Source organism: Candidatus Rhabdochlamydia sp. W815 (assembly GCF_018642185.1).
GTDB lineage: Bacteria > Chlamydiota > Chlamydiia > Chlamydiales > Rhabdochlamydiaceae > Rhabdochlamydia > Rhabdochlamydia oedothoracis.
The window spans coordinates 1-2,250 of sequence record NZ_JAAVTY010000165.1; the positions used below are offsets into that span (position 1 = coordinate 1).

Below are 2,250 nucleotides of genomic sequence, written 5' to 3' on the forward strand. Positions count from 1 at the left end.
CCAAAAGATGGGTTGTAGAGCGTTCTTTTGCGTGGATAGAAATAATGTCGCAGGCTATGGAAAAATTGCGAAAGAAAACTACATACAAGCCTGAATATGCTGGTTCTTGCTTTTATTGCTCTACTTTTGAAAAGATTTTAAACAGGCTCTAAAGAAAGTATAAGATTTTTGAGTGCAAAGAATGGAGTAGATGTTAATTCTTGATTAACAAAGAGCAAAAAGGCGATAAGAAGATAAAAAAGATTCATGAATGATTCCAAATGGGCATTTTTTTCAGCTGCGAAATAATCTCTTGAGGATCTTCAATTTCTTGGTTAATAGAAATATTTTCAGCCTCTTGTAGTAAAAGACCCATCTGCTTACCCGGGACTATCCCTGCTGCTTTAAGAGAGCTGGAGGTAACAAGGGGTTGTTTTTTTTGGATTCTTTCAATAGCTTTTTTCAATAGGTGTTGTTTCTTCTGATGAAAGTCGAAAAACTCGTTTCTGTCTTTACTGGGTAAACCATTTCCAAAAATCTGCAGACAAACGTAGGATTGAGGATCTGCGTAAAAATGCGCCCATTCAACAAGCTCTAATTTATCAAGCCAGTCTTTAGGCATAGATAACAGTTTTTTTGCATGGTGAAAAAACAGAGTGAAATTTTTTTCTATGCGAGATAATTTGAGATATTCGCAAATAGATAGGAGCTCTTCTAAAGATCGATCGGGAAATAGCTCTAATACATAAGCAATGACAGGGGTTTTTTTAGAAAATCTTTTAAAGGGTTCTACTTTTTTTTCTAGCTCTTGTATGTTGAGACCCTGAAATTCCGGAAAAATGGTCGTTAATAAACCCAGTCTATATAGTTCTAAAAAACTGGTATCTAATTTGCCAAATTGCGCCATTTTATGAAACTCTTGCCATACACGTTCAATAGCAACAGAAGGAAATAAGCTCTTTGCATGAGTGAGAATGGCTTGATAAGTTTCTACCTCAATAGAGAAATTAAAGCGAGTAGAGTAGCGCACAGCTCGTATCATACGCAATCGATCTTCTAAAAAACGAGCATGCGGATCTCCAATAGCGCGAATGATTCCTGATCTGAGATCTTTTTGGCCTTCTACGTAATCGTATAACGTTTTTGTAAGAGGGTCCCAAAACAAGCCGTTAATAGTAAAATCCCGACGGAGTGCGTCTTGTTCTGGGGTGGCAGATTCGATATGAGTAGGACGTCTTCCATCTACATAATCTTTTTCTTTGCGAAAAGTAGCTACTTCAAATTGATGTCCTTCAACAACTACAATCACAATGCCAAAAGTTAGTCCAACTGGGATCGTTTTAGGAAAAAGTCTTTGAATGACGTCTACTGGAGCCTGAGTTGCGATATCTATATCATCAGAGGGGTGGTTCATCAAGTAATCTCGTACCCATCCCCCTGCAAAATAGGTGGTAAATCCCGCTTTTACAAGAGTTTGTACGATCTGTTTAGCAAGTGCAAAGTTACGCATATATTTATGTGGAAAATTTAGTTCTTTTCATCTAAATAGTACTTTTATGTGTTTTTCAAGGACAGTTCAAAAAAATATCTTTCCAAGAATAGAAGCAGAAAATAAAAAACATAGTTTTTTTGTAGAGGAAGCTAGAGCTGTAGAGAAGTTCAACACTAAATTGCTCGACTTAAGATTTTAGTCGTAGAAATTTGATCATTTTTGCATCGTATGCTTTAGGCTTCTTTATTTAGTTTATTAAATCCTATCCAGGGTTTATAAAAACTTCTACTTTAGAGATAAAGTTTTTTAAGGCCAAATAATGGGACTTTGCTATTTTCCCAGTTATTCCTAAAAAAGTAGAGAAAATGAACTATACTAGTTTGATTTCAAATTAAGAATTACATAACTGGTTTTTTTTGAAAAAGCTGCTCTATCTTGCAAGAAGAGGTTATTCTTTTTATAAAAACATTTATATATTCAACCTCTTAATTTGAATGTAAACGAGTATATACTAGTGCCGATTCAAACGGCTAGCTTAATGGGATTTAAGTCAACGACTTGAAACTTGTCGTTTATCCTACATTTCAAAATATCTGTTATTTTCGGTATCTCTTCTAAGAAGAATCCTCTAATTGCCTGAAAAAAAGTCACCGACGTTTCGTAATATCGATTGTATACCTTCTTTTCCTTTAAGATCTTCCACAAGCGTTCAATAGGATTCAAATTCGGCGAATAAGGAGGGAGATAGTGCACTTTAATCCTAGAAGACATCAGAAACT

The 2,250-nt window shown here is 35.2% G+C and carries 2 protein-coding genes and 1 pseudogene; 1 reads left to right on the top strand and 2 read right to left on the bottom strand.

The window, feature by feature from the left end:
• Positions 1-141: pseudogene (locus tag RHOW815_RS07920) on the top strand (transposase); the annotation flags it as partial.
• Between the two features lie 103 nt (positions 142-244).
• Here the strand turns inward: RHOW815_RS07920 and RHOW815_RS07925 are convergent.
• Positions 245-1,489, bottom strand: a complete 1,245-nt coding sequence (locus RHOW815_RS07925; RefSeq protein ID WP_215217758.1) for a CCA tRNA nucleotidyltransferase — start codon at positions 1,487-1,489, stop codon at positions 245-247.
• 504 nt (positions 1,490-1,993) lie between these two features.
• A partial coding sequence (locus RHOW815_RS09470) for a transposase (RefSeq protein ID WP_502757465.1) occupies positions 1,994-2,250 on the bottom strand: 257 nt, incomplete at its 5' end.

What these genes read in the sequence shown, in the direction of transcription:
- RHOW815_RS07925 (WP_215217758.1), bottom strand. Translation starts at nt 1,489, where the DNA reads ATGCGTAACTTTGCACTTGCTAAACAGATCGTACAAACTCTTGTAAAA.